The 22791-nt window shown below is 44.0% G+C and carries 17 protein-coding genes; 13 read left to right on the top strand and 4 right to left on the bottom strand.

The genetic code is table 11. The features are described 5' to 3' along the window. Window positions 1-64 precede the first annotated feature (64 nt). Window positions 65-601 (bottom strand): gamma carbonic anhydrase family protein, encoded by a 537-nt coding sequence (locus IE130_RS02685; protein WP_189581328.1) that lies wholly within the window; start codon window positions 599-601, stop codon window positions 65-67. Between the two features lie 472 nt (window positions 602-1073). On the opposite strand from IE130_RS02685, the gene carA reads away from it, so the two are divergent. The 4 genes from carA to IE130_RS02665 all read left to right on the top strand — a co-directional run bounded on the left by carA (window position 1074) and on the right by IE130_RS02665 (window position 8003). Further along, entirely contained in the window at window positions 1074-2306 is a 1233-nt protein-coding gene (gene carA, locus IE130_RS02680; RefSeq protein WP_189581325.1) for a glutamine-hydrolyzing carbamoyl-phosphate synthase small subunit, read from the top strand. Between the two features lie 131 nt (window positions 2307-2437). After that, on the top strand, window positions 2438-5716 hold the full coding sequence (gene carB / locus IE130_RS02675; protein ID WP_189581309.1) for a carbamoyl-phosphate synthase large subunit: 3279 nt from the start codon (window positions 2438-2440) through the stop codon (window positions 5714-5716). Between the two features lie 373 nt (window positions 5717-6089). Continuing rightward, window positions 6090-6566 carry a transcription elongation factor GreA gene (gene greA, locus IE130_RS02670; protein ID WP_189581294.1) on the top strand — a complete coding sequence of 159 codons (477 nt, stop codon included), beginning with the start codon at window positions 6090-6092 and terminating at the stop codon, window positions 6564-6566. A 522-nt stretch (window positions 6567-7088) separates the two neighbouring features. Next, a complete protein-coding gene (locus IE130_RS02665) occupies window positions 7089-8003 on the top strand; it encodes a hypothetical protein (protein ID WP_189581291.1) in 915 nt (304 codons plus the stop codon). Window positions 8004-8183: 180 nt separating this feature from the next. Here IE130_RS02665 and IE130_RS02660 read toward each other — a convergent pair whose 3' ends face one another. Next, window positions 8184-8735, bottom strand: a complete 552-nt coding sequence (locus tag IE130_RS02660) for a hypothetical protein (protein ID WP_010198672.1) — start codon at window positions 8733-8735, stop codon at window positions 8184-8186. A 251-nt stretch (window positions 8736-8986) separates the two neighbouring features. Between IE130_RS02660 and IE130_RS02655 the strand changes: the two genes are divergently transcribed. The 3 genes from IE130_RS02655 (at window position 8987) to IE130_RS02645 (ending at window position 12644) form a co-directional block, all read left to right on the top strand. Then, a complete protein-coding gene (locus IE130_RS02655; protein ID WP_189581288.1) occupies window positions 8987-10255 on the top strand; it encodes a putative DNA modification/repair radical SAM protein in 1269 nt (422 codons plus the stop codon). Window positions 10256-10297: 42 nt separating this feature from the next. Continuing rightward, a complete protein-coding gene (locus IE130_RS02650) occupies window positions 10298-11170 on the top strand; it encodes a TIGR03915 family putative DNA repair protein (protein ID WP_189581285.1) in 873 nt (290 codons plus the stop codon). A gap of 151 nt (window positions 11171-11321) precedes the next feature. Then, entirely contained in the window at window positions 11322-12644 is a 1323-nt protein-coding gene (locus IE130_RS02645; protein WP_227676110.1) for a glycosyltransferase, read from the top strand. A 126-nt stretch (window positions 12645-12770) separates the two neighbouring features. Here IE130_RS02645 and IE130_RS02640 read toward each other — a convergent pair whose 3' ends face one another. Next, on the bottom strand, window positions 12771-13514 hold the full coding sequence (locus IE130_RS02640; protein WP_189581282.1) for a cupin domain-containing protein: 744 nt from the start codon (window positions 13512-13514) through the stop codon (window positions 12771-12773). Then, window positions 13489-14229: a gamma-glutamyl-gamma-aminobutyrate hydrolase family protein gene (locus tag IE130_RS02635; RefSeq protein ID WP_189581279.1), complete on the bottom strand. Its 741-nt coding sequence runs from the start codon at window positions 14227-14229 to the stop codon at window positions 13489-13491. The genes IE130_RS02640 and IE130_RS02635 overlap by 26 nt, the downstream gene beginning before the upstream one ends. A gap of 464 nt (window positions 14230-14693) precedes the next feature. Between IE130_RS02635 and IE130_RS02630 the strand changes: the two genes are divergently transcribed. The 6 genes from IE130_RS02630 to IE130_RS02605 all read left to right on the top strand — a co-directional run bounded on the left by IE130_RS02630 (window position 14694) and on the right by IE130_RS02605 (window position 22715). Next, on the top strand, window positions 14694-16037 hold the full coding sequence (locus IE130_RS02630; RefSeq protein WP_189581276.1) for a glutamine synthetase family protein: 1344 nt from the start codon (window positions 14694-14696) through the stop codon (window positions 16035-16037). Between the two features lies 1 nt (window position 16038). Then, a complete protein-coding gene (locus IE130_RS02625; protein ID WP_227676109.1) occupies window positions 16039-17391 on the top strand; it encodes an NAD(P)/FAD-dependent oxidoreductase in 1353 nt (450 codons plus the stop codon). Window positions 17392-17594: 203 nt separating this feature from the next. Then, window positions 17595-19088: a Na+/H+ antiporter NhaC family protein gene (locus tag IE130_RS02620; protein ID WP_189581273.1), complete on the top strand. Its 1494-nt coding sequence runs from the start codon at window positions 17595-17597 to the stop codon at window positions 19086-19088. Between the two features lie 120 nt (window positions 19089-19208). Then, window positions 19209-20078, top strand: a complete 870-nt coding sequence (gene aguB / locus IE130_RS02615) for an N-carbamoylputrescine amidase (RefSeq protein ID WP_189581271.1) — start codon at window positions 19209-19211, stop codon at window positions 20076-20078. Between the two features lie 52 nt (window positions 20079-20130). Next, on the top strand, window positions 20131-21258 hold the full coding sequence (gene aguA, locus IE130_RS02610; RefSeq protein WP_189581267.1) for an agmatine deiminase: 1128 nt from the start codon (window positions 20131-20133) through the stop codon (window positions 21256-21258). An 83-nt stretch (window positions 21259-21341) separates the two neighbouring features. Further along, window positions 21342-22715 (top strand): NAD-dependent succinate-semialdehyde dehydrogenase, encoded by a 1374-nt coding sequence (locus IE130_RS02605; RefSeq protein WP_149408753.1) that lies wholly within the window; start codon window positions 21342-21344, stop codon window positions 22713-22715. Window positions 22716-22791 lie beyond the last annotated feature (76 nt).

Here is a 22791-nt window from a genome sequence, read left to right as displayed (position 1 = left end):
ACACGCCCTAATAAGACCGTCAATTAAATCACGGCTCAAATCGAACCAGCACTATCCTATCCCGTTAATCCGGCATCGCTATTTCAGTTAGACCTTCCTTATAAGTCTCACAGAGTTCAGCATAGTGGTGTGCTGACATTTTTAGCATGGCGGCTTGCTCATCGGTCAGCGTCTTGACGACTTTTGCAGGCGCGCCCATCACCAGTGAATTGTCTGGAATAATCTGACCTTCAGTAATCAAGGCTTTGGCCCCAATGAGACAGTTTTTGCCAATTTTGGCATTATTAAGTATCACAGCACCAATGCCAATCAAACTGTTATCACCGATCTCGCAACCATGTAGCATGGCTAGGTGACCAACAGTGACATAATCGCCAATGTTGGCTGCGATACCTAAATCAGTATGAATCACGCTGTTTTCTTGCACATTGCTATAATCACCAATATGAATGTGACCAACGTCGCCGCGTATCACTGCACCAAACCAAACGCTGGCTTTATGCCCCAAATATACATCACCGATCACTTGTGCTGAGTCTGCCACCCAACCGTTGAATGGCACTGCAAACTTAGGGGTTTTGTCTAAATATTGATAAATCATAACGATTCCTTGTCATCTTCATTATAGTTATAAAAATTGGGTTTATCGCTGCGCTGTCCATTGTGGCAAAGCCCACTGCTAAAATCCAGCGCTATTAATGGACGCTTGATTTCGAATTTGATAAAAGAAGAAATAACTTATGGCTACTTAGGCTATTTTCTGATTTATTGTTATTGCCTATATAATGACTATTAATCCAAGGAATCGGCTAGCCATAGCACCCTATTTTGTATATAATACGCAAAATCTGTGCCTAAGCGAGCGGACATGATGCAAGTTACCTATTCACTATCTAGTGGGTTTTGTAGTTTTCATCAATAATGTCTTCTCGCTTTTTTGTGGAAAAATTTTGTGTATCGCCCTTTTATTACCTTTATATGGCAATAGTCAGATACCGTAAATAAAGGGATACGGAGCAATATTTCGACCAGCAAAACATGATGGCACTCACCAATAATAGCGGAGGCAACCCTTGAATTCATCGGCAGAAATACAAGCAATTTTGGCATTAGCAGACGGTACGATTTTTCGTGGTATCAGTATCGGCAGTCTCGGTCATCGTGTCGGTGAGGTGGTTTTTAATACAGCCATGACAGGGTATCAAGAAATCCTAACTGACCCAAGTTATGCGCGTCAGCTGGTCACCCTCACCTATCCGCACATTGGCAATACTGGTACCAATAGCGAGGACACAGAGTCTGGCAATGGTCACAAAGTATGGGCAGATGGTCTTATTATCCGTGATGCCACGATGGTTACTTCAAATTTTCGTAACTCAGAGTCATTAAGCGACTATTTACAGAGTCATGATACCGTCGCTATCGCTGAGATTGATACCCGTCAATTGACTCGTCTACTACGTGATAAAGGCGCTCAAAACGGCTGTATCATGACCGCCTCTAACGGCGAGACTATCAGCACAGATGACGAGCAGCAAGCCATTAAACTAGCGCAAGCATTTGCTGGTATCGAAGGCATGGACTTGGCAAAAGAATGCTGCACTAAAGAGAACTTCGAATGGACAGCGGGTTCATGGGACTTATCAGATACCCTACTTAACCGTGATGCTGTTGGTAGTCACGATAGTGGTACAGGTGGTTTCTTTAAGCAATTAAACACGCACGTTGAGCACAAATTCAATGTGGTCGCTTATGACTTTGGTACCAAAACCAATATCCTACGTATGCTGGTTGATCGCGGCTGCCATGTGACCGTTGTACCAGCACAAACGCCTATCGCAGATGTGTTGGCGATAAATCCAGACGGTATCTTCTTATCGAACGGTCCTGGTGACCCTGCTGCTTGTGATTATGCCATCGATGCGGTACGTCACATTATTGAACAAACCAATATTCCAACGTTTGGCATCTGCTTAGGTCATCAGCTGGTTGGACTTGCCAGCGGTGCAAACACCATCAAGATGAAAACAGGTCATCATGGCGCTAACCATCCAGTACAAGACTTGGCAACTGGCACGGTTATGATTACCAGTCAAAACCATGGTTTTGCGGTTGATGAAGACACGCTACCGGATAACGTTAAATCTACCCATCGCTCATTGTTCGATGGTACTAACCAAGGTATTGAGCTGACCAACAAGCCAGTGTTTAGTTTCCAAGGTCACCCAGAAGCCAGCCCTGGTCCGCATGACTGCGCGCCATTATTTGATAAGTTTGCAGATATGATGGCAACTGCTAAAGCTTAAGCCATTACTGAAAAAAAAGATAAGCAAGCTGCCTGAATTCTTGGATCATTAATAATGGTTCAAGCGGCAGCATATAAAACCATTATGTACACCTCCATTAAAACATCACTTAAACGAAGGTAGCCCTAATTATGCCAAAACGTACCGACATAAAAAGCATTCTTATCATTGGCGCAGGCCCTATCGTCATCGGCCAAGCATGTGAGTTTGACTACTCAGGCGCGCAGGCGTGTAAAGCACTAAAAGAAGAAGGTTACCGCGTCATCCTGGTCAACTCAAACCCTGCGACCATCATGACTGACCCTGCCATGGCGGATGCCACCTATATTGAGCCAATTACTTGGCAAACGGTTGAGCAAATCATCGCCAAAGAGCGTCCTGATGCTATTTTGCCAACGATGGGCGGACAGACTGCCTTAAACTGTGCATTGGAGCTTGATAAGCATGGCGTATTGACCAAGTATGACTGCGAGTTGATTGGCGCGACCAAAGACTCGATCGAGATGGCAGAAGATCGCAACTTGTTTGATAAAGCCATGAAGCGTATCGGCCTTGAGTGCCCACGCGCTGAAACGGCTGAAACGATGGAAGAGGCCTTTGCTACTCAAGAAAAAATGGGCTATCCGTGTATCATTCGTCCTTCATTCACGATGGGTGGTTCAGGCGGCGGTATCGCCTATAACCGCGATGAGTTCATCGAGATTTGCGAGCGCGGTTTTGACTTGTCTCCTAACCATCAATTGCTCATCGATGAGTCATTAATCGGTTGGAAAGAGTACGAGATGGAAGTGGTTCGTGACAAAAACGACAACTGCATCATCATCTGTGCCATCGAAAACTTTGACCCAATGGGTGTGCATACAGGCGATTCAATCACCGTTGCGCCAGCACAAACCTTGACGGACAAAGAATACCAAATCATGCGTAATGCTTCATTAGCCGTACTACGTGAGATTGGTGTTGAAACAGGCGGCTCAAACGTACAGTTCGGTATCAACCCTGATACGGGTCGCATGGTCGTCATCGAGATGAACCCACGCGTATCACGTTCATCAGCATTGGCATCAAAAGCTACTGGCTTCCCGATTGCCAAAATCGCGGCTAAATTGGCCGTTGGTTATACACTAGATGAATTGCAAAACGACATCACGGGTGGCAAAACGCCAGCCAGCTTTGAGCCTGCGCTTGATTATGTCGTCACCAAAATCCCACGTTTTAACTTCGAGAAATTTCCACAAGCCGATAGCGTGTTATCAACGCAGATGAAGTCGGTTGGTGAAGTCATGGCGATTGGTCGTAACTTCCAAGAATCGATGCAAAAAGCATTACGTGGTATGGAAACCGGCAATGATGGTTTTGATGAGCAAATTGACTTTGCCGCTATCAAAGACGGTAGCCTTAGTACTGACAAAGCTCGTAGCGAGATTCATAATCGCTTAACCATTCCAACGCCTGAACGCATTTATTACATTGCGGATGCTTTCCGTATCGGTATGAGCGTCGATGAAGTCTTTAACTTAACCAAAATCGACCCATGGTTCTTGGTACAAATCGAAGACATCGTGAAGACCGAAGCGCAAGTTAAAGCGTTAGGTTTTGGCGGCTTAAATGAGAAAAACCTACGCAGCTTTAAGCGTAAAGGTTTGTCAGATTTACGTTTGGCTAAATTGCTGGGTGTCTCACAAAAGCAGCTACGCAAAAAGCGTTGGGATTTAAACGTTTATCCAGTCTATAAGCGTGTCGATACCTGCGCGGCAGAATTTGCCACCAGCACCGCTTATATGTACTCAACGTACGACAGCGAATGTGAAGCCAATCCAACCAATAACAAAAAAATCATGGTCATCGGTGGTGGTCCAAACCGTATCGGTCAAGGTATCGAGTTTGACTATTGCTGTGTGCACGCAGCCCTTGCCATGCGCGAAGACGGCTACGAGACCATCATGGTCAACTGTAACCCTGAAACGGTTTCAACCGATTATGACACCTCTGACCGTCTCTACTTCGAGCCAATCACTTTAGAAGACGTGCTAGAAATTGTCCGTATCGAAAATCCTGATGGTGTTATCGTACAGTTTGGTGGTCAAACACCTTTGAAATTGGCCCGTGCTCTTGAAGCTGCTGGCGTCAAAATTATTGGTACGAGCCCTGATGCGATTGACCGTGCAGAAGACCGCGAACGCTTCCAACATATGATTCAGCAACTGAATCTTATTCAACCAACCAATGCCTTGGCGACGAGCTTAGAAGATGGTTTGGTCAAGGCAAAAGACGTTGGCTATCCATTAGTTGTACGCCCATCATATGTACTTGGTGGTCGCGCGATGGAAATCGTCTACAACGAAGATGAGCTCAGACATTATTTGCGTACCGCGGTACAAGCCTCTAACGAAGCGCCAGTATTGCTCGATCGCTTTTTGGATGATGCCATCGAAGTCGATGTTGACTGTGTCAGCGACGGCACCGATGTGGTGATTGGCGGTATCATGCAGCATATCGAACAAGCGGGTGTTCACTCTGGTGACTCAGCCTGTTCACTACCGCCTTACTCATTATCTAAAGAGTTATGCGATGTCATGCGCGCGCAAACGGTTGCCATGGCAAAAGAGCTTGGCGTCATCGGTCTGATGAACGTACAGTTCGCGGTAAAAGGCGAAACGGTTTATATCTTAGAAGTAAACCCACGTGCCGCCCGTACCGTACCGTTTGTCTCTAAATGTATCGGTACGTCGTTAGCACAGATTGCTGCTCGCTGTATGGCTGGCACCTCGCTAAAAGACCAAGGATTTACCACTGAAATTGTTCCGGCATTCTTTGCAGTAAAAGAAGCGGTATTCCCGTTTGCTAAATTCCCTGGTGTTGATCCAATCTTGAGCCCTGAGATGAAATCAACCGGTGAAGTCATGGGTGTGGGCAAAACCTTTGGCGAAGCATTCTACAAAGCGGTCATCGGTAGTAATGAGCGTTTGCCAGGCTTGCCGACTGAAGGCGAAACCAAAACCGTCTTTATCTCGGTGCGTGATAGCGACAAAGCGCAAATCGCCCCTATCGCTCGTCAGCTCGCAGGCTTTGGTTTTAACATCGTCTCAACCACGGGTACGCAAAAGATATTGAGCGACGCCGGTATTGAGTGCAAGCAAATTAACAAAGTCACTGAAGGTCGCCCGCATATCGTTGACGCCTTGAAAAATGGCAAGATCGACCTTATCATCAACACGACTGAAGGTAAGCAGGCACAAGAGGATTCATTCTCTATTCGCCGTAGCGCGCTACAGGGCAAAGTATTCTATGTCACCACCTTGGGTGCGGCAGATGCGGTTTGTAAATCTTATGCGATTGACTTGCCATTTGAAGTTTACAAACTGCAAGATTTGCATGAGCAAGCAAAGACTATTGACGTGGCTGAATAATTTCAGTAGATTAAGCATAACCGTTAGGCTTACTCAATCGCTTATTCGAGACTGATTAATCGTTTTAACATGACAACAGTGCTTAAAGACGATACCTTTGACATGGTAGAACCAAAAAGCAACATGGTAGAACCAAAAAGCAACATGATAGACCCAAAAGCATAGTGGCTAAACTGCGACTATGCTTTTTATTACGTAAGCTTAAGTGCGTATGGTATTGAAATTAATGACTTATAATTGACAGATAATGTATTTGTCAAACACGCTCAACATCACCCTTTTATATTTTATACCCATTGCAATAATCCCAACACCATCTCACTATTCACTAGGAGTAGGAGGTGGTGTGGTGTTATTGGTTTAAGGAAAAAACATGCAACGTTATCCCATGACTCCGCAAGGACACGCGGCTTTAGAAGCCGAATTGAAACAGTTAAAAAGCATCGACCGTCCACGCATCACCGCTTCTATTGCTGAAGCACGTGAACACGGCGATCTCAAAGAAAATGCTGAATATCACGCCGCTCGCGAGCAGCAAGGATTTTGTGAAGCCCGCATTCGTGATATCGAAGCCAAGCTTGGCGGTGCTCAAGTCATCGACCCAGCGACGTTAACGCAAGAAGGTCGTGTGGTGTTCGGTGTGACCGTGGTCATTGAAAACATGGACACCGAAGAAGAAAAGCAATACAAAATCGTTGGTGATGATGAAGCCGACTTTAAAGCGGGCAAGATTTCGGTCAACTCACCGATTGCTCGTGGTCTGATCGGTAAGTTTGAAGGCGATGAAGTACGTATCGAAACGCCAAAAGGTGTGGTCGAGTACGAATTGATGAAAGTTATCTACGACTAGCGCGTGTCCTCATTTTAAAAATAAGGATAAAAGTCTATTGCTACCTTTATTAACCGTCACTTTTAGACAGCAGCTCTTTTTATAACGACTGAGATAACCACTGAAATAATTATTAAAATAATCACCCACTGAATAGATCCATCGATCCGCCAAAAACGATACGACTCACACAATGCCGGTTACACAATGCCGCTTTTCTAGTCTATTTGTTTTAGCGCATAATTGTTTGAGTTTGCAGTGTGGCGCATTTTTGCTGCACTTTTTCTGAAAATAATGATGGATTGATAGTTAATACTGGCTATCGTCAGTACTGATACCCTCGTTATTTGGCATACTTTATGGTGTCATTTAACGGGGGTTTTTTATTTAGATGTGATTTATTGTTGTCTGTAGTTGATTCAATTTAAAAGTAGTACAAGGCAGCCGAGTGTCGAGGTATATTTAATGCTTCAAGCGAGGTTAACGCAGTCATACTTTTATAGTGAAGTGACTATACTTACTGTTATTTTTGAGGAGTCTATTATGACCATGAAATCTTATACACCAACAGCAATAACCCCTACTGTATCGGCACTATTAGCAGGTATAGTACTTGCTGCATCTTCAGCGCATGCCGCACCTGAATTGACTATTAACGCATCTGCTGGCGGTAGCACCACTGTGGTCGAGCAATACTCTGATGGCAAAACAGCCACTATCACTGCGACACCGAACGGTATCACCATGCAGGATGGCATGCCTTATGCGGTGACTCAAGTAACGACTGTACCACGCTATGTGGTTCGCCAAGGTGTTAATAATGGTATAAACAATACGGTCATTACTCAGGGCAGCACAACCGTCACTAGCGTACCTGTGACCAATCGAGCGACCAATACCGTCTCCAATGTCGACGTTATCACTACGCCCATCAGTACCGTGACCCAAGTATTACCTGTTGCAACTGCTACTCAGTTGCCTGTTCTTAATGCACCAGCGACGACAGTCATCACCAATCAACCAGTAAGCAATCAAATAACGACGACTACTTTAGACACTTTGCAGCTGACACCAACGTTTAGTACACCCGATGTCGTTAATGCACAAACCAAAGTCATGAAGATACTAAAGAATGAAGACGGTCGTGAAATGGCCGTGCCTGCCAATCATATCGCCCCCGGTGACGTCATCGAATACCACACTACTTATACCAACACCACCGCGCAGCCAGTCAATGAAATCAATGCGATGGTGTCATTACCAAATGGTGTGCAGCTGGTGTCATTAAACAGCCCTCTACCAACGCTTGCGACAACGGGTGGCGATAGCTATCAAACCATTCAACAAGTGGGCAATACTGTCGTTATCAAAGAAAACTACTCTGGACTAAAATGGAACTTGGTCAACCTTGGTTCTAATGCAGCCCAGACTGTCGTTATACGTGCGAAGGTTCAGTAAATACAGTAATAGAACTTAATAAATTCTAAATTTTATAAAAGGTCTTGTGGACTAGTCATCTAGTCTACAAGACCTTTTTTTGTGCCAGCGGCTTGCTCATGGATATGGTAAAACACTATTTTAAGCTTAAGATGTAACTGCTTGATGCAGTGGCAGAAATAGCTGAGCTTTTAGAAAATATCATTTTTCTTTATATAGAATAGGGCGATTGATTAGATTATTAAGTTTTGTCATAAACAAAATAAAACCAAAACCGAAGATTGAAGTAGTAAGCACTCCTATCATGTTTTGATCGAAAATCAAACTTTTGGTGTCTTTATAAGTTATCTGAAGATCCTCCTCTGCTCCCTCAATGTCTAAACTTACTAATTGCGGTAACTTATTCGATGCGCCTAAAAAATTGGGCTGATGGTACCAACCAACTCTTGCGTACTTACCAAGCCTAGGTTCAAGGTATGTAGGACCCATACATGACCCAGAGTTAATAAACCCAAATACATTATAGCTACAGCCATAAAGCGTTACTTTCTTGGGATTTTCGATAGATTGTAAGGCTATACTAAATCCCGTATCAGTGACGAGACCCTCAGTATATTGCAGCTCCGACTCTTGCGGAAAACCTCTACCTTGCCATTCCAAAAAATTGAGTACAATGAAGAAAGATACAAACGAGACATTTAGAAACGTATCAAACTTTTGAGATGCTGATTTTTCTTTAAATTTTTTAAGCATAGGATTTTCTTTAAAATATTATTTTTACGAGTTTATAGACTCAAGGTTAGAATGGCTACTGGAAAAGTGGCTTATGGATGAAGCTACAAAGCTTAGCTTCTGAATAAATGCGAAGCCAATGTTTACCATCTTATATATTCACAGTACGACACTATCTGTCGCATTGTTTGCCAAATTCTCTAATAATTACAGTGACTTGCAAACCAATTTGTTAAAATAACAACCTATAAATGAATTGGTAAATATCGCTTATGGCCACCATCAATTATGAACGACTACAAGGCAAGCTTAATATTTTAGCGGACGCTGCTAAGTATGATGTCTCTTGCTCATCCTCCGCTGGTACGCGCAAAAACCAAGGCGGTGGTCTTGGTGATGCCTCAGCAACGGGTATTTGCCACAGCTATACCGAAGATGGGCGCTGCGTCAGCTTGTTAAAAATCCTCTTAACCAATCATTGTATTTACGACTGCGCTTATTGCACCTCGCGCAAAAGCAATGACACCCCACGTGCTGCCTTTAGTGTTGAGGAAGTCGTTGATTTAACCATGCAATTTTATCGTCGTAACTATATCGAAGGGCTTTTTCTCAGCTCGGGTATTTTTAAAAGTGGTGATTATACGATGGAGCGCTTGGTCGAGGTTGCCAAGATATTGCGTACGCGCGAGCGATTCAATGGCTATATTCACCTAAAAACCATTCCAGGCGCGTCAAAAGAGCTGTTGTTAGAAGCAGGGCTTTATGCCGATCGCTTAAGCGTTAATATCGAAATTCCGACTAAATCGGGCTTAGCTTTACTCGCCCCAGAGAAGTCACATGATGAATTAAAAGCACCAATGGAAACGGTAAAAGAAGAAATCATTACCATCCGTGAGAGCCGTAAAACGCATAAAAAAGCACCGAAGTTTGTGCCAGCAGGTCAAACCAGTCAAATGATTGTTGGTGCGAGTAATGAAACCGATTTGCAGGTGATTCAGCTATCGAGTCATTTTTATAAGCAATATGATCTCAAGCGTGTTTACTATTCCGGCTATGTGCCGATGTTATCTGACAGTCGCTTGCCAGCGATTGGAACGCCAGTACCGATGGTGCGAGAGAATCGTCTTTATCAGGCCGACTGGCTGATGCGTTTCTATGGTTTTGGCGCGCATGAAATCGTCGAACAAGACTCACCATTTTTGGATTTAGATTGCGATCCAAAATTGGCTTGGGCAATCCGCCATCGTGAGCATTTTCCGGTTAATATTCAAACCGCGACTTATGAGATGATTGTGCGCATCCCAGGTATTGGTACCAAAACGGCTAAAAAGATAGTGAAAGCACGCAAGTTTAATCAGTTGACGCTATATCATTTAAAAAAGATGGGCGCGGCGGTCAACCGTGCCAAATACTTTATTGCCACCACCGGTAAAAATGAACACCTCGCCCATTTAACCCGTGATAACTTCCGTCAATATGTACTGGCACAAACGCAAACTAAGTATAAAGATCAACGCAGTGGTCAGTTGGCGCTGTTTTAATAAGTACGGTTTTGATTGCCACTATTTTAAATAGGAACATAAATGTCACAACTGATGCAAAGCCCTGACTATATTGTCGGTCACTTAACGCCAAGTATTGTGCTTTATGAGCCAAGTTTTGAGGGTTGGCTCAGTGCCGTTTTTTATGTCTATGCCAATCGGTTACAAGAAGATGAATCCCTACAGTTAATTGCTCAAGATTCTTATGTGCCCTCATTGATCTCTGAAGCGAGCAGTGTTGCTACAGATGAAGACCATGCTGAACGCGTATTAACCAAGCTACATAAGCTATTGGGGCGTTCAGGTATGCGAAATATTCTGTGGGGATTTTTATCAGAAAAAGACAATATCGGTACGATATTGTTTCAGGTGATTAAATACGCCATTGACTATCCTAGCCGCCATATTATGGAAGACCTCGGTAACCTGAGTGTCTTAGAGTTAGTACAAACGGTCAAATCTGTCGGTCGTGAGAAGCATCGCATGGAAGCGTTTGTGCGTTTTGAGCATACGACCGATGATATTTATTTTGCCCGCGTTGAGCCTGACTTTAATGTGTTGCCCCTCATCGGAGAGCATTTTCGTCAGCGTTATCAAGACCAGCATTGGGCTATTTACGATCTGACTCGTAACTATGGCATCTATTATGATAAAAGTAATAGTACGCCCAAACGCCCCGCTGCCCTACAAACGATCACTGACCTTGATGACGCGGTATTACGCAATCCTGCCAGCATCCATAGTCCTGACGAGCAGCGCTATCAAAAATTTTGGCAAGGTTACTTTACCAACGTCAATATCAAAGAGCGCAAAAATCCTAAGTTGCATAAACAGTATCTACCGCAGCGCTATTGGAAATACTTGAGTGAAAAGCAAGTACTACCCAATGCTGAGCACCTGCAAAAACGACGCTAACGGCTCCTATAGGCTTCTAATCCCAGCATTTATACTTATATATTTTAAAAACCAGCTGTCTGTCATCATCTTTTTATCTTGATGGTTGAGTTTTTAGCGCTTTTAACTGACAATAGCAAATTGATATTACTAACCGGTGACCCACGCTATTATGAAAGTTATGCGCTTACTGTCGTCTTTGAAGCATGATGAATCCGAGCGCGGCATTTTTCATCTTGGGCGTGCATTGGTCAAAAATGAGCACACGTCTATCATTGTCTCAAGTGCTGATGAAGACAATGATTTGGTTAGGCGTCTCAAACGTGATGGCAATATATACCATCAGCTACACATGAATAAAAAATCTTGGCTGTCGTTGCTGCAAGTCTCATCGCTTCGACATCTGATTGAAAAGTACGAGCCTGATGTGATTCATGTACATTCGCGTACACCGGCATGGATATTACATTTGGCACTGCGCCGCGCACGAGTCAGGCGTTTGCCAAAGTTGGTCTCGACCATGTATGGTTTTTACCCTATTAATAAATACTCACAAGCGTTGCTCGATGTCGACACGATTATTACGGTGTCTGATAGTGTCACCAACTATCTAAAAAAGGGACTGCGCCGCGAAGATGTCGATCCTACGATCATTAAGCGCATTTACCGCGGTATTGACACCCGTCGCTATCCTTATCGGCACAATCCATCTGTCTATTGGCTACGGCACACTTTCGCTGAATATCCTGAGCTTGAGCATAAAAAGTGGCTGGTGTTTCCGACAGTGATTGGTAATGAATACGGTCAAGAATGGCTCATTGATATATTGGGTAATCTGCAGGAACAGTTTCCTAATATTCATGCCATCATTATGGACGATGATTTTAGAGATGGTGATGTCGCGCATGAAGATTTTCGCCAACGTAGCAATACGTTGGAGCTGGCTGAGCGCATTACTTATGTGGGTAGTAAGCGTAATGATATGCGGGAATGGCTATCGGCGGCCAACATCGTCATGGCGCTTGCAAATGAGCCTGAATCTATTGGTATTAATGCCCTACAAGCCATCCACCTAGGCACGCCCGTTATTGGCTGGGATCAGGCAGCATTTAGTGAAATTCTACAGCCGCTCTACCCGCAAGGCTTGGTAAAAAAATACAATGCCAATGCCCTATGCAAAGCCGTTAGGAACCAGCTAGAAAGCGTAACGCGTCCAGAGATGACCAACAAATTTACCATGCGCGAGATGATCGAAGAAACGCTGGCGGTATATCAAGGTCTGTATGATGATGCACTTGCAGAAGAACAAGCGAAAGCCGATGCCATAGCGGTACGACGAATCAAAAAAAGTCTCAAAAAACCTGCTAAGCCTATTCTTAGTGTCGCCGTCAAAAACGTCGAACCCGTCAATAAAAATGCAACAGTCAAACTGAGCAAAGAAGCGTCTAAAATAGTGGATACAGCAGAGATAGCCGAAGACCATCAAGAGCCATAGACGCCATGTATCATTCAATACATGTAAAAATGGACATGCTCTTTTTGACAGTACATTTTAATTAAAAAAGGCCACTTCAAAAATAGAAGTAGCCTTATCAAAACCAATAAAGTATATAGCATGGGTTTAATACGTCGTTGGTGTATGTGCGCTGACAATGCGGGTCACGCTATCGGTGGGATTGATAAAGGTATGCGGCTGAGTGGTATCAATCACGTAGCTGTCGCCCTGATTTAACAAATAAGTACTTTCTTCGATACGGATAATAATCTTACCTTCGATAACCGTACCAATCTCCTCCCCTTCGTGAGCAATTTTTTCTTCGGTTGAGCTATTGGGTTGATAGGTCTCAATCAAAAACCCTAGGTTTCTTGTCGTACTGCAGTTATATACTTGTTTTAACGACACTCTGCTATTGGGTTCATTGAGCTCTAATAAATCCTTTGGCGTCACAATGACTCTAGCCCTAGGCTCCTTCCACTCGTCGCTAAAAAACGTGGTCAGATCAGAACCTAGTACTGTCAAGATAGCCTTTAGAGTATTGACCGCTGGACTGACCTTATTGCGTTCAATAGAGCTAATAGACGTGTTCGTCAATCCAGACATTTTGGCCAATTTACGTTGCGAGTAACCTTTCGCTAGACGCAGCTGGTTAATCTTTTTGCCAATGTCTTCCTTCAACGACTCATCTGTTTCAGAAGATGACGCCGTGTCAGCATCCATCAGTTCATCATCGATATCATCTATCTCGATATCAACTATATCTTTGTCATCGACACTATTAACATCGCTCTCAATATTATCAATATCAGTGACGGCAGTTTCTGCCTTACTTTTAGTCGTGCTATTCAGTTTGTGGTTCTCTGGCATGGTGAATAAATTCCGTGAATAGAAATTTGGACAAGTTATCTTGCACATAATTTAACTCAGGATGCCATTGTACACCAATCATAAATGGATGTTGCAATAAGCTGATCGCTTCAACCAAGCCATCAGGCGCTGATGCCTCAACCAATAAACGCGCGCCTACTTTATTGATTGCTTGTTTATGTAGCGAGTTAACGTGCCATTTTTCACCAAAGGCGGCAAGCCTGCCATTTGGTTGAATAATCACGTAATGAACTGGCTGATACTGCACTTCAAGTGGCTGAGTATTGTCCTCTAAATGCGGCTCATAAAACCCATCGACTTCACGCCAGTCAGGATGCAGCGTGCCATTAAAATGAACGTTCATCTCTTGTAAACCTCGGCAAACTGCCAACAGAGGCATGTTTCTTTCATCTGCATAAGCCAACAATTTGAAACTCAGCTCATCACGGCCTAAGTCTTGTTTTGCCTCGACGTGCGTCGCGCCATAACGAGTTGGCGCGACATTGCTGTAACTGCCCGTCAATAAAATCCCGTCTACCATTGCGAGCAACGCATCAAAGTTTTCGCTATCGGCAGCTGTGTTCGGCAGCAGTATGGGATTGCCACCGTAGAAGTTTACTGCATCGATGTATTTTTGATATACCGCCTGTGCTGGCTGTCCATCAACCATCTTATGACAGGACACAATAGCAATAATAGGTCTGGAATTTTTCATATTATCTTCCTTAGTTATAATGAATAGACTTAATCCATCCATATTATTTATATCCCTTATTTAGCTAAAATTTAACATAATGACTCACAAAATGTAAACTATAAACTTCATTAATATCGATATTAGTACTAAAAATGCCTTTTTGGGTTATTTTAAGATAATTTTAAATAAAAATTGACAACTATAGTTTTCATCCATATATTGGAAGTCATTACCGATATTGCTAAACAGAGATTAACTTTTAGTTTTAATAATACTATTAAAAAAATTATCTCTAAGTGGCTAATACCATTGATAAAAAATGTCGGCTTTGGTGAAAACGCATCATATTCAGTTGACCATTTATCAAACGCTTATTTATTAAGTATTCGTTATAAATGTCACTAACAGTGCATTCAGACCTAATAGCAAAGATGTAGCAGCAACAAACCCAGCAATTCTAAAAATTCATAGGAAGAATAGACATGATGACAACCAATGGAATGGTCAAATCTGCACACAACACAGAATACGTCTATGTTGCAGCAGGTGATATCAATGGCTTGCTTCGTGGTAAGCGCATCCCTTTTGATCAAATGGAAAAAGCAGAAAACGGGGCAATCCGATTACCTCTGTCAATCTTGGGTGTCGATATATGGGGCGCGGATGTTATCGAGTCTTCCCAATGTAATGGCGATATCGATGCCATTGCCCGTCCAACTGGCCGTGCTGCCTATCCGCTTCTCAATACCAGTGCACCTTCATCGCTGCTACCCATTTGGCTGTATACCGAAGACAATGAGCCTTATTACGGTGATGCCCGCCATGTTTTGGACTATATCAGCAAAAAATTCAAAGCATTGGGACTGACGCCAGTGATGGCAACCGAGCTAGAGTTTTATTTGGTTGACTATACCGAGGGAGAGACACCTAAGCCTCCCATTCGCCCCAAAAGTGGATTAAGACTGAATAAAACTTCTATTTTAAGTATCAATGACTTACTGCAATTTGATGAATTCTTAGATGAAGTCTATGAGCAATGTAATAAACTCGATATTCCTGCTGATGCAGCACTGGCCGAAAATGGTTGTGGTCAATTTGAAATCAATTTATTACATGTGGACGACCCATTAAAAGCCGCTGACGATGCGATTTTATTTAAACAAGTGGTCAAAGCCGTGGCAGCTCGTCACAAGCTCACCGCTACCTTTATGGCAAAACCTTTTGGTCTACAGTCTGGTAATGGCTTTCATGTGCATTGCAGCTTATTAGACAAAGATGGCAACAACGTCTTCGATGATGGATCAGAGGAAGGCTCAGATATGTTGCGTCACGCGGTCGCTGGTCTGCTAAAGACCATGTCAGATTGCACTCTATTATTTGCCCCACATGTGAATTCTTATCGCCGCTTTACACCCGGTACGCTAGCGCCAAACAATGTGTCGTGGGGTTATGAAAACCGCACCGCAGCCGTGCGTATCCCTGGTGGTGACTCAAAAGCGCGCCGTATCGAGCACCGCGTATCCGGAGCCGATGCCAATCCTTATTTGGTCTGTAGCGCGGTACTGGCAGGCATGTTGTATGGCATCGAAAACAAGCTGGAAGCGCCTGAGCCCATTAATAGCATTACTTACAATGCAGCAGAACTTAAGACCTTGCCACTAGACTGGCTCTCAGCCATCCGTCAGTTTGAAAGCAGTGATATCATTGATTCCCTGTTCCCAAGCGAGATGATTGAGCTGTTGATCGCGGTCAAAAAGCAAGAAGCCAAACGCTTTGCTCAGCAAGTGACCAACCTTGAATACCTCACCTATTTACAGGATGTTTAATATGTCAAATAGCAACGCTACACCGACTACCAGCAAGCCGTCTAATAACACACGCAATATCCCGCATTATTCAGACAAAGGGCAATACCCTGATAGCTATTATGCGGCCAGTCGTAATCCAAAGCCGGATAGACCGACGCTAAAAAATGACATTCAAGTAGAAATCTGTGTGGTGGGTGGCGGCTACAGTGGCCTATCAACTGCTCTGCATCTCATTGAAACCGACCACGAAGTCGTTGTCCTTGAAGGTGCGCAGATTGGTTGGGGCGCATCAGGTCGCAATGGCGGGCAAATCGTCAACGGTCTAAATGCTAGCCTGCAAAAGATCAAAAAATCTTACGGGCAAGAAAATGCAGATTTCGTCGGTCAGCTCGTGACCCGTGGTGGCAAAATCATTCGCCGTTTTGTCCGCGACTACGATATCAGCTGCGATCTCAAAGAAAAAAATATCTTTGCAGCATTGAATAATGGTCAGCTAAAAGATTTACAAGAAACGCATGCACTGTGGGAAAGCCACGGTATGCATGACCGAGAAATGCTAGACAAAAATGGCATTCAAAAGCATATAAAATCAGATGCTTATGTAGGCGGCGTCATCGATCACTCTGGTGGACACTTTCATCCACTAAACCTTGCATTGGGTGAAGCAGCAGCTATCGAACAAAATGGCGGCACGATTTATGAGAACACCTTAGTGGTGGATATTGAGTATGCTGACGATGCTATCAAAGTCATCACCGAGTTTGGCACCGTAACTTGTAAGCAAGCGGTGCTGTGCGGCAATGCCTATCTCAATAAAGTTATCCCTAAACTGACTGACCGTGTTATGCCCGTATCGACTCAAATTATCGCCACCGAGCCGCTGGGTGATTTAGCAGACCAGTTACTGCCAACCGATGTTTGTGTCGAAGATGTTCGCTATATTCTTGATTACTATCGTCTCTCAGCAGACAAGCGCATGTTATTTGGCGGTGGTACAGTCTACGGTGGTCAAGACCCCGCTGACATCACAGCTAAAATCAGACCAAATATGAATAAGATATTCCCAGAGCTACGTGATGTCAAAATCGACTATGCGTGGAGTGGGAACTTTGCTTTGTCTTTTTCTCGCGTACCACAAATGGGCAAACTACATGAGCGAGTATATTTCGCCCATGGTTATAGTGGTCATGGCGTGACAGGTTCGCACTTATTTGGGCAAATCTTGGCTGATGCCATCAATGGTAAAACCAAAGAGTTCGATGCTTTTGCACAAATTCCTTGGATTCCGTTCCCAGGTGGTCGAGCGCTGCGAGTCCCTTACTCGGTTATGGGCTCATGGTGGTATGCGCTAAAAGATACCACTGGCATGTAAACGCATGAAAGCCTTGAATAATAAACATTGAACAAAGTGTTTTTATTTTTAAAGCTGTCGTTACATTAACCTATCATAGCAACGGATTGCTGTGATGGGGCGCGATAGAAAGTTGGTTCGCTACTGTCCTACTGTCTGTCGCGCGTCAACCATAGAATAGAGCTTGTTTAAAAAAACAATGAGGTTTTACAGGGAGCGTAAATATGAACATGAAGCTCAATGATGCTGTCGAAAGACAGTATCATAATAAGCGAGTATTTCTCACCGTCATAGTAGCCGTCGTCATCTATCTGGCTTTTGCTTGGCTATCTACCAGCCGTGCCCCAGACCAATCTTGGGGTGCATTATCTTTACTACCAACATTACTAGTATTAGTCACTGCCATTGTCTCTAGGCGACCATTTGAATCCATGATCGCAGGCTGTGTCGCTGGCCTCGTGATGCTCAATCCTTTTGATTTGGTCTCCCCTTTTGCAGACAACATGTCGATGGTGCTGGGTAATGAGACCATTATTTGGATTGTTCTCGTCTGTGGTCTGATGGGTGGTCTTATTCAACTGCTTGAAATTAGTGGGTGTCTAGATGGCTTTAGTGAATGGCTACAAAAAATCATTAAGTCGCGCCGTCAGTCATTATTGGCCACCTTTGCTTTGGGCGTCGTGGTTTTTATCGATGACTATTTGAACTGTCTAGCAGTATCTACCTCCGTCAAAAAACTCACTGATGTCTATAACGTCTCTCGTGAGAAGCTTGCTTATATCGTCGATTCAACCGCCGCACCGATGTGTATTATCGTGCCTATTTCTACTTGGGCAGTCTACTTTGCAGGCCTTTTAGAAGAAAACGGTGTGGCTGGCGATGGTGAAGGTATTGGGCTTTATATCAGCGCGATTCCTTATATGGCGTATGCTTGGTTTGCACTTTTGATTGTATTCTTGGTCGCGTATGGCATTTTGGGTGACTGGGGTCCGATGAAAAAAGCCGAGGCACGCGCCAAAGCGGGTAATCCTGTTCCGGAAGCCTTTGTCGAAGAGCAACTGATCTCAAACGTCCAAGCCAAACGTAAGCTATCGTTCAAAGCCAATATCGCAAACTTTGCTTTCCCAATGATTTTGTTAATTGTCTCTACGGTCTACTTTGAAGTCGATCTATTACGCGGTGCATTACTGACCTGTTTTGTGACCGTCGTTGTCTATTGGATGCAAGGCATTTTAAGTTTTGAGACGCAAGTTGAAGCCATTTTTAAAGGCTTTAAAGTCATGCTCTATCCACTCTCAACCGTCATTGGTGGTTTTTTCTTAAAAGCCATTAATGATGAGCTTGGTATGACCTCATATGTGATTGAGGCTATCACGCCTTATATGACGATTATTATTTTCCCTGCCGTCATCTTTGCCGTCATGGCTTTCTTAACTTTTGCGACGTCATCAAGCTGGGGTTTATATGTCCTTGCTATGCCCATTGTCTTTCCAATATCGCTCGCTCTAGGCGTTAGCACCCCACTTATGATTGGCGCATTGTTATCTGCTTCTTCATTTGGTAGTCATGCTTGTTTCTTTAGTGATTCATCGCTACTTGCCGCGCAAGGGGCTGGCTGCTCCCCCATGCAGCACGCTTTTACCCAGTTCCCCTATGCCATGCTCGGTGCGGGCTTATCCGTCGTCACCTTCTTAGGCTTGGGTTATATGATGGCTTAAGCCAAACTTAACGCTATTATTTTAATCATTGATTAGCGGGCAGTGAGAGATGGTTCGTTAGTCAGTCAAAACAAGCCTTTTATATGGTACTCACTAATAAATACGATAAGGATTTAGATCATGCGAAATGTTACCGTTGCTACGACTCAAATGGCATGTGGTTGGGATATACAACAAAATATTGCCACTGCAACTGAGTTGGTCACCAAAGCCGCCAAAGCGGGTGCCAATATCATCTTGCTACAAGAGTTGTTTGAGACGCCCTACTTCTGCCAAGTTCATGACTTTGATTACTTTAAGCTGGCAACCTCAGTTGAGGATAATGCGGCCATCAATCACTTCAAACAGTTGGCTAAAGAGCTGCAAGTGGTATTACCGATTAGCTTTTATGAAAAATCAGGCAATACCTTTTTTAATAGCGTGACCGTGATTGATGCCGATGGCGAGATACTTGGCACTTATCGTAAAACGCATATACCAGATGGCATTCCTTATGCCGAAAAATTTTACTTTACCCCCGGTGACACAGGATTCAAGGTTTGGCAAACCAAGTATGCCAAAATCGGTGTCGGTATTTGCTGGGATCAATGGTTCCCTGAATGCGCTCGTAGCATGGCATTGATGGGTGCAGAAATACTGTTTTATCCGACTGCGATTGGTGATGAGCCAACATTGGACATCGACTCAAAAGGTCATTGGCAGCGCTGTATGCAAGGTCATGCTGCCGCTAACCTCATGCCAGTCGTAGCAGCCAATCGTATTGGCACTGAGACGATTACTCAAAACGGAAACGATAGCGTCATGGCGTTCTACGGTAGCTCGTTTATCACGGATGGTCGCGGTGAGATCATCCAAGAAGCATCTAAAGATAAAGAAGAGATACTTAGTACGACTTTTGACTTAGATCAACTGGCTATCGAACGTCAGCAATGGGGCGTTTTCCGTGATCGTCGTCCATCAATGTATCGCACGTTGCTGACTCATGGATAAGGTTTGTTAACAAGCAAACTCACTCGCGCTATCGTCAAATAAGGTGCTCTATATGTCATTATTACCGAACCGATTAATCACTGGCTCAACACCACAACAAGACGGCTTTTACATGCCAGCAGAATTTGAGCCGATACAAAAAATATGGATGGTATGGCCTTACCGTGCTGATAACTGGCGACAGCAAGCCATTCCTGCTCAGAAAGCTTATGCTGATGTTGCACTGGCAATTAACAGATTTTGTGAAGTTGGTGTACTGGTCAATCCTGATGATTATCAATCATGCCGTGACAGTTTACCTGCTGATATCGACGTCATATCGATGCCCAGCAATGATGCTTGGGCGCGTGATACTGTCCCGACATTTTTAATCAATGAAGCAGGTGAGCTACGCGCTTGTGATTGGACATTCAATGCATGGGGCGGCGACTATGACGGACTATATTCGCCGTGGGATGACGATGATAAGCTGGCTGAACGCTTATGTGACCATCTAGATATCAAACGCTATCGAACGGATGACTTTGTTATGGAAGGCGGCGCATTTCACGTCGATGGTGAAGGCACTGTTCTGACTACGCGCATGTGTCTGCTAAGCCCAGGGCGTAACCCGCACCTAACCGAAGCTCAAATTGAAGACAAGCTAAAAGCCTATCTTAATGTGCAAAAAGTGCTGTGGATTGATGACGGTATTGATCCTGATGAGACTACAGGTCACATTGACGATATCACTTGCTTTGCGCGCCCTAGTGAAGTGGTTTGCTTGTTTACTGACGACCCTAAGCATCCGTTTTATGAACCAACACAAAAAGCCTATGAGCAGCTCTCAAAGATGACTGATGCAAAAGGCAGACGTTTAAAAGTCCATAAGCTATGCTGTACAAAAAACTCTGTCACCTTGCCTGAACATTATGATATTGAACAATCTGATGATGCCAAGGCGCGTCATACTGGTGATGTTTGTATCGCTTCATATGCCAACTTTTTAATTTGTAATGACGCTGTCATCGTACCGCAATATGATGATATAAATGATGCACTCGCCATCGAGCAGCTTGAAAAAGTCTTTCCTCAACATCAGGTAGTGGGAGTACGAACGAAAGAGATTGTGTTTGGTGGCGGCAATATTCATTGCATTACGCAGCAGCAACCAAAATCATCAATTAAAAGCAGCAACTAAAAGTATTAACTAAAAGCAGCCGCATAAAAATATAGACCCAAATGGATTTTGAACCCAATAATATTTTAAAAAAGGACATAACTATGAGCGATTATCAAGTCAATAACCCAGCCACTGGTGAAGTAGAAGCCACTTACCCTACCGCCACTGAACAAGATATCCAAAACGCTATTGAGCAAGCAAATAATGCTTATCAAGACTGGCAAAAGACCTCGCTTAGCGAACGTAGTGCATTATTAAATAAAATAGCTGACATCTATATTGAGCGCCAAGATGAGCTAGCACGTATCGTTGCCAACGAAATGGGCAAGCCTCTCGCACAAGCAAAGGGTGAGCTCCAACTGGTTGCTCAAATTTATCGCTATTATGCAGATAACGGTGAGCAACTATTAGCACCAAATACCATTGATGTGGATCAAGGTTCTGCCTCAGTAGAAAAGCTCCCAGTTGGCGTTTTACTTGGCATCATGCCATGGAACTACCCGCATTATCAGGTAGCTCGTTTTGTGGCACCAAACGTGATGGCAGGTAACACCATTATCCTAAAACATGCGCCGCAGTGCCCTAACACCGCAGAAGTTATCGTTGATATTCTAAAAGACGCCGGCTTACCTAGTGGTGTGTATAACAATGTCTTCGCTACCAACGATCAAGCAGCGACTATTATTGAAGACACCAGAGTGCAAGGCGTCTCGTTGACAGGTTCTGAACGTGCAGGACAAGCGGTTGCAAAAGTAGCTGGTGGCGCCCTCAAAAAGGTCGTTTTAGAGCTTGGTGGCTCTGATGCCTTTATCGTTGCGGCGGATGCTGACATCGAGCAGGCCGTACAAGGTGCAATCGTAGGTCGTTTTGGTAACACTGGACAGGCTTGTAATGCTGCTAAACGCTTAATCATCGTCGAAAGCGTGTACGACCAGTTTGTTAAAGGCTTTACCGACGCCGTACGTGGCATGACCCTAGCTGATCCACAAAATGAAGATACTTTCATTGGCCCGATGTCTTCGAAGGCGGCAGCAAACAATTTGCAAGAGCAGTTAGACAGTGCTGTCAAAGCCGGCGCAACGGTATTAGTCGAGGGTGGCATCGTTAAAGACAAGCCAGGTGCTTGGTTTGCCCCTGCGGTATTGGCAGATGTTGATGACTCAATGGATGTCTATCGTCAGGAACTATTCGGTCCTGTCGCCGTTATCTACAAAGCGAATGACATTGCGCATGCTATCAAAATTGCCAATGACGTACCATTTGGTCTAGGTGCTTCCATTCAAACTCAGGACGCAGCATTGGCAGCAGAGATTGCTGAGCAATTAGATGTCGGTATGGTGACTATCAACGCGCCTTCTGGTAGTGAGGCCAATACCCCATTCGGCGGCGTTAAACGCTCTGGATTTGGTCGCGAGCTTGGTACCCTTGGTATCACTGAATTTTTAAACTATAAGTTGATTCGTGATAAATCGTAATCGATAGCGTTTTTCTTAGATAAACAAAAAGCCTAACATTTAATGTTAGGCTTTTTGTTGAGTGATCATTGATGAA

This window comes from Psychrobacter glaciei (assembly GCF_014652895.1).
GTDB classification, from domain to species: Bacteria; Pseudomonadota; Gammaproteobacteria; order Pseudomonadales; family Moraxellaceae; genus Psychrobacter; species Psychrobacter glaciei.
This window is presented reverse-complemented; position numbering and strand designations above follow the sequence as displayed.